Below are 5,318 nucleotides of genomic sequence, written 5' to 3'. Positions count from 1 at the left end.
ATGATTACCCGCAAGTGCGCCCCGGCCCTGGCCGCGGGCTGCCCCGTGGTCATCAAACCCGCCGAAGCCACGCCGCTGACCGCCCTGGCCGCTGCTTATTTAGCGCTGGAAGCGGGCCTGCCTGCAGGCACCATCAACGTGGTTACTGCTTCCAAACCCGCCGCCGTGGGCGAGGTACTCACTACCGACCCTCGGGTGCGCAAGGTGTCGTTTACCGGTTCTACCCCGGTGGGCAAACACCTGCTCGCCCAGTGCGCCAGCACGGTGAAGAAAACCGCCATGGAGCTGGGCGGCAACGCGCCGTTCATCGTGTTTGACGACGCCGATGTGGACGCCGCCGTGAACGGAGCCATCGCCTCCAAGTTCCGCAACGCCGGGCAAACCTGCGTGTGCACCAACCGCTTCCTGGTGCAGGACGGCATTTACGATGCCTTCGTCGCCAAGCTCACCGAGCGTGTGAACGCCCTCAACGTGGGTGATGGCCTGGCCGAGGGCAGCATCATCGGCCCGCTGATCAACCAAGCCGCCGTGGATAAAGTGCAGCGCCACGTCGACGACGCAGTGAATAAAGGCGCGCGCCTGCTATGCGGCGGCCAGCCCCACGCGGCGGGTGATCGCTTCTTTACCCCCACGGTGCTGGCGGATGTGACCACCGAAATGGCCGTCGCCGACGAAGAGACCTTCGGCCCAGTCGCGCCGGTGTTCCGCTTCCAGCGCGATGAAGAAGCCATCGCCATGGCCAACGACACCCCGTTTGGCTTGGCCGCCTACTTCTACGCCACCGATTACCGCCGCATCTGGCGCACCATGGAGCAGCTGGAGTACGGCATGGTGGGCGTCAACGAAGGCTTGATCTCTACCGAGCTTGCGCCGTTTGGCGGCGTGAAAGAGTCCGGGCTGGGCCGCGAAGGTTCCCACCATGGCCTCGATGAATTTACCGAACTGAAGTACGTCTGCGTAGGCGGTTTATAAAGAGAACGATGATGACTAACCAAGAATTGAACGACCTGAAAAACCGCTTCGTGGCCAACGGTGCCGCCACGCCGACCACCCAGTTTGCCGAGCGCGCCGAAAACGCCGAGCTGTGGGACGCCGACGGCAAACGCTGGATCGACTTCGCGGGCGGCATTGGCGTGCTCAACCTGGGCCACCGCCACCCGAAAATCGTCGCGGCGGTGGAAGCGCAGCTCAAGAAAGTCATGCACACCAGCGCAGCGGTCATTTCCTACGCGCCCTACGTGCAGCTGTGCCAAAAGCTCTGCGAACTCACCCCGGTGCGCGGCCCCGAGCGTAAAGCGATGCTGGTGAACACCGGTGCCGAGGCGCTAGAAAACGCCGTGAAGATCGCCCGCGCCGCCACTGGCCGCACCGGCATCATCACGTTTGACGGCGCTTTCCACGGCCGCACCATGATGACCCTGGCGATGACCGGCAAGGTGCTGCCCTACAAGAACGACTTCGGCCCGATGCCGGGCGATGTGTTCCGCGCACCGTTCCCTAATCCGCTGCACGGCATCAGCGAAGAGGCTTCGCTGAACGCCATTCGCACGCTGTTCAAAACCGACATCGCCCCGCACCGCACGGCGGCCATTGTGATTGAACCGGTACAGGGCGAAGGCGGCTTCTACATCGCCTCGCCGGATTACCTGAAAGCGCTGCGCGCCCTGTGCGACGAGCATGGCATTCTGCTGATCGCCGACGAAGTGCAGTCCGGCTTTGCCCGTACCGGCAAGCTGTTTGCCCTGGAGCACAGCGGCATCGAAGCGGACATTCTCACCACCGCTAAGAGCCTCGCCAACGGCATGCCGCTTTCTGCCGTGGTCGGCACCGCCAAGGTAATGGACGCCTCCGGCCCCAACTCTCTAGGCGGCACCTACAGCGGCAACCCGCTCTCCTGCGCGGCAGCCCTGGCGGTGATCGAAGCCATCGAAGAAGAGAACATCCTGGCCCGCAGCGAGCAGATGGGCAAAATGTTGGCCGAACGCTTCGCCGTCTGGGAAGAGCGCTTCCCCGCCGTCGCCCACGGCCGCCAGCTCGGCGCCATGGCCGCGTTTGAGCTGCTCAACGGTGAAGGCAAGCCCGACCCACAACTCACCGGCGCGCTCTGCGCCAAAGCTCGCGAGAAAGGCCTGATCCTGCTTTCGTGTGGCTTCTACGGCAACAGCGTCCGCATTCTTGTACCGCTGACGGTGTCGTCTGCGGTGTTGGAGGAAGGGTTGAGTATTATTGAGGAGTCGTTGGAAGCGCTTAGTTAATCGCGTTTAGGCAGTACGAAGCCCGCCCATCGTCAGGTAGCATAAGCTGCTGGTGGCGGTGGGCGGCTTTTTTGTGGGCGTTGAAGGCCCAAAGGCGAGATAGTTAGTCGCTCTAAACACGTTTTGATAATTTTAATTTTACAGAATTTGTTAAGTTATATTTTTCGGGCAATCATATTGGCGCCGTTTACCCAGTCATAGGGAGCGCTGTCTAGGAGGTAAGCGTGTTTGAAAAACTAACTGAGATGATCGTTTCAGGATTTATAGGGAACTATAGCTATGATCGAATTCGACGCCTGCTGAAAGCGGAGGCGAGGGAGGGCGGAATACCAGCTCAAGAGACTGATCCGGAGGAGGGGCAGAGAGATCCGGACATAAAAGCCGTATATGGCCAGAACGTAAAATACAAAAAAAAGTACCGGACTTTTGATATCCAAGACGATTTTGAAGTTGTATTGGACCTGCTTGCTGAGCCTGTGGTTTATATCGTTATTGAGGACCGGCCGTCGATGGCTTGGCGATTGCCAGTAATAATAGCAGAAGATGCGAAGACGGGTGAGTGGTATGTATTTTCGAAAGGCCGAGTTGCCTTTGAGGGGGCAGGTGGTGGTCTTTCACAAGCAAAGACTTTTCTGAAAAAAATCCAAGATAAGGATGTTCCATTTTCCGCGTGGGTCCTTGAGTACGCTCTTACAGAGAAATTGTCGCAGGGCTGCAGGCCGTGGCCGGAATTTAAGTTGCAATGTATTCCTGCTCTTGCTGCTGAGCAGGGAGAGTATTTCCGAGAGTTCGTGATTGGGTCATTGCAGGAGGTTGCCAAAGCCCAATAAGGCCATACAGCCGACGCTCGTTCCTCGCGCGATTGATTGCTAGCTTGAGCCATACTGATAAAGGACAGCATTACTATGGATACAACTACAGTGGTAAGCATGCTCAGCGCACTGGCTGCGATTGTTTCAGCCGCTCATGCTCATTTGCAAGTTAGACAAGCGAAGAGGAGTTCTGAGCAAGCACAAAAATCAATTTTAGAAGCTTCAAATCAAAATAGAATCAATGCTCTCATTGTGCTAAAAAACCATTACGAAAAATTACTTCCGGAAATTAAAGAGCTTGCGGATGGGTTGACAACCCCCGAAACATATTTTGATGCTGGGAAAAACTTGCATGCAGAGCACGAAGACGTCAGAAAAAGACTACAGCGAGTAAATGGTGAGATTGAAAGTTTTTATAATTTTTATATCCTCGATAGTGGGAGCGGCTGAAAGTGCTTTGTCACTCTAGGGAAGAGGGGTTGTTGGTAACTCCTAAACGATAATGGCTAGATTTTTTGGCGCTTCACTAAAGATATATTATGACATAATTGCAGAGAAGATAGAGTGAAAGGAGTCTTGTCGAGTATGGGCTTGATAAATGAGCTCTAAGAAGAGCGTCATGTCTGACGCCCACTGAGCTAAGTTTTGTGCCTGAATAAACTGCAAGAGTTAGAGCTTTTGATATGACATATACATTCAGCCAGAACGCAGTTTGTTTTGAAGATCTCAAAACTGCTGCACTATATTTCGATAGTGTAATCCCGATTTCTTTTTCGTCTATGCACGGACAAGGTGAGGGGCGTGATGTCTTGTTTAAACTTCCTGAAGATATTCCAGGCGAAGTGCTTGTGCACATTCTCTTTGGTGTTTCGCCAACTAGCTCGCCCGAGAAATGGACCTACTTGGGAAAATACATCGACTCTTGGGATGCATTCATAAAGGCAATACAGCCAGTAAGAAAAAGCCTTTCAAATAACTACGATGATGTCAAGGAAATCTACCTTAACGACGTGTCGCTCGGAAATCAGTATTCGGTAAGAGATGAGTTTAGTAAGCTGGCTAAAGCTCTTGGGAAATCATATACAACGGTGATATTGCCGAGCGAAGAACCGCTTCCCGGAACTACTCCATATGCAGCGTTAGGGCTGTCCGGGGTCCCGCTTGTAGACGCTTCCAAGGCTTCGTGGGAGCAGATACTTGAGCTTCGCAAAGATCCCGAAGCAAGATCAAAGTTGCGCAATCTGCGCCTTTTCTTCCACAACAATTATCAAGGGATGCCTACGTCATTTGTCATCGACGATTTGGGGCGTCGCCTTGATGAATACAGTGCAACAAGGAAGCGGCTCGGCTTTGAGTCTACTAATGGCTGCATTTCATCTCTTCTTGATGCGAAGAGTCTCCAGGCTGCTGCTGCGACAAGTATTGCAGCTGCATTTTTCGGAGGTCCTATTGCTTCGCTGGGCACGGCGGTTTTGGTAGAACTTGGAGGTGTGGCACTCGAGTTTTCTAGGAAACGTTATGCAATACGGGAGTTTGAGAAAACTCACGATCTAGCTTACCTAATTGAAATTAAAGAATCCGTTGGGTAAAACTTCTAATAAGTCACTGTTAACGGACAGTATTTCCACTTCTTCGCGTCTCCAAAATTGCCGAAAAGCATTGCGTTAAACACGTTTCTGTCAACTAATTTTCCCCATGTCAGCCACTCCTTGCATGAGGCTCAGGATGGTTGGCACCTGACGGAATTACTGAAGTGGTTCGGTAATAGCAACCTAGCTAACAGTAAGAGTCTTCTCATATTGCAGATACCATGCCAATGGCAAGGCTGGATACCTGAATTTAGATTTAGAAATATTAAGACGATGGGCTAGTCAGCAAAACCGTTTCGCTTATGCCGTGGTTTTCCTCGATGCGGCTTTAGCCTGTGTTGGCATCGCCAAATAGAGTACGACTGGTACCGAATGGCCTCAACGGACGTATTATACAGCTATCCATTCCCCATCCCACTCTCACCAAACAACAAAAGCTGCTGCCGATTATCAGCCTCCACTTTTTTACCACGCCGAGCAGAAGGCCGCCGCTGACTCGCCAGCTTCTCCACAATCGCTTGGCTGGCATCTCTAGCCTCCGGAGTGCGGCGCAGTTCATAGAGCAGTGAATCGCCCCAGGTTTCGTAGACACCTCCAGGCCTTATACTAAAGGTATCTAGGAGGAACCATGAGCCATCCCCGCTACACTGAAGAATTCAAAA

At 53.4% G+C, this 5,318-nt stretch carries 5 protein-coding genes; all 5 read left to right on the top strand.

The annotated features are described in order from the left end of the window. The coding region (locus tag BIS10_RS17165; RefSeq protein WP_253507118.1) for an NAD-dependent succinate-semialdehyde dehydrogenase at positions 1-972 on the top strand (972 nt) is incomplete at its 5' end. 11 nt (positions 973-983) lie between these two features. Beyond that, positions 984-2,255 (top strand): 4-aminobutyrate--2-oxoglutarate transaminase, encoded by a 1,272-nt coding sequence (gene gabT / locus BIS10_RS17160; protein ID WP_083024033.1) that lies wholly within the window; start codon positions 984-986, stop codon positions 2,253-2,255. A 224-nt stretch (positions 2,256-2,479) separates the two neighbouring features. After that, positions 2,480-3,085: a hypothetical protein gene (locus BIS10_RS17155; RefSeq protein ID WP_083024035.1), complete on the top strand. Its 606-nt coding sequence runs from the start codon at positions 2,480-2,482 to the stop codon at positions 3,083-3,085. 75 nt (positions 3,086-3,160) lie between these two features. Then, positions 3,161-3,517 carry a hypothetical protein gene (locus BIS10_RS17150; protein WP_083025030.1) on the top strand — a complete coding sequence of 119 codons (357 nt, stop codon included), beginning with the start codon at positions 3,161-3,163 and terminating at the stop codon, positions 3,515-3,517. A 233-nt stretch (positions 3,518-3,750) separates the two neighbouring features. Then, entirely contained in the window at positions 3,751-4,656 is a 906-nt protein-coding gene (locus BIS10_RS17145; protein WP_253507115.1) for a hypothetical protein, read from the top strand. Positions 4,657-5,318 lie beyond the last annotated feature (662 nt).

Source organism: Halomonas sp. 707B3 (assembly GCF_024158645.1).
Classification (GTDB): domain Bacteria; phylum Pseudomonadota; class Gammaproteobacteria; order Pseudomonadales; family Halomonadaceae; genus Vreelandella; species Vreelandella lionensis.
Note: the sequence above shows the minus strand (reverse complement) of the source record. Positions and strands in the feature narration are given on the sequence as shown.

Coding starts and splice junctions, on each gene's coding strand:
- BIS10_RS17145 (WP_253507115.1), top strand. CDS start 3,751: ATGACATATACATTCAGCCAGAACGCAGTTTGTTTTGAAGATCTCAAA.
- gabT (WP_083024033.1), top strand. CDS start 984: ATGACTAACCAAGAATTGAACGACCTGAAAAACCGCTTCGTGGCCAAC.
- BIS10_RS17150 (WP_083025030.1), top strand. CDS start 3,161: ATGGATACAACTACAGTGGTAAGCATGCTCAGCGCACTGGCTGCGATT.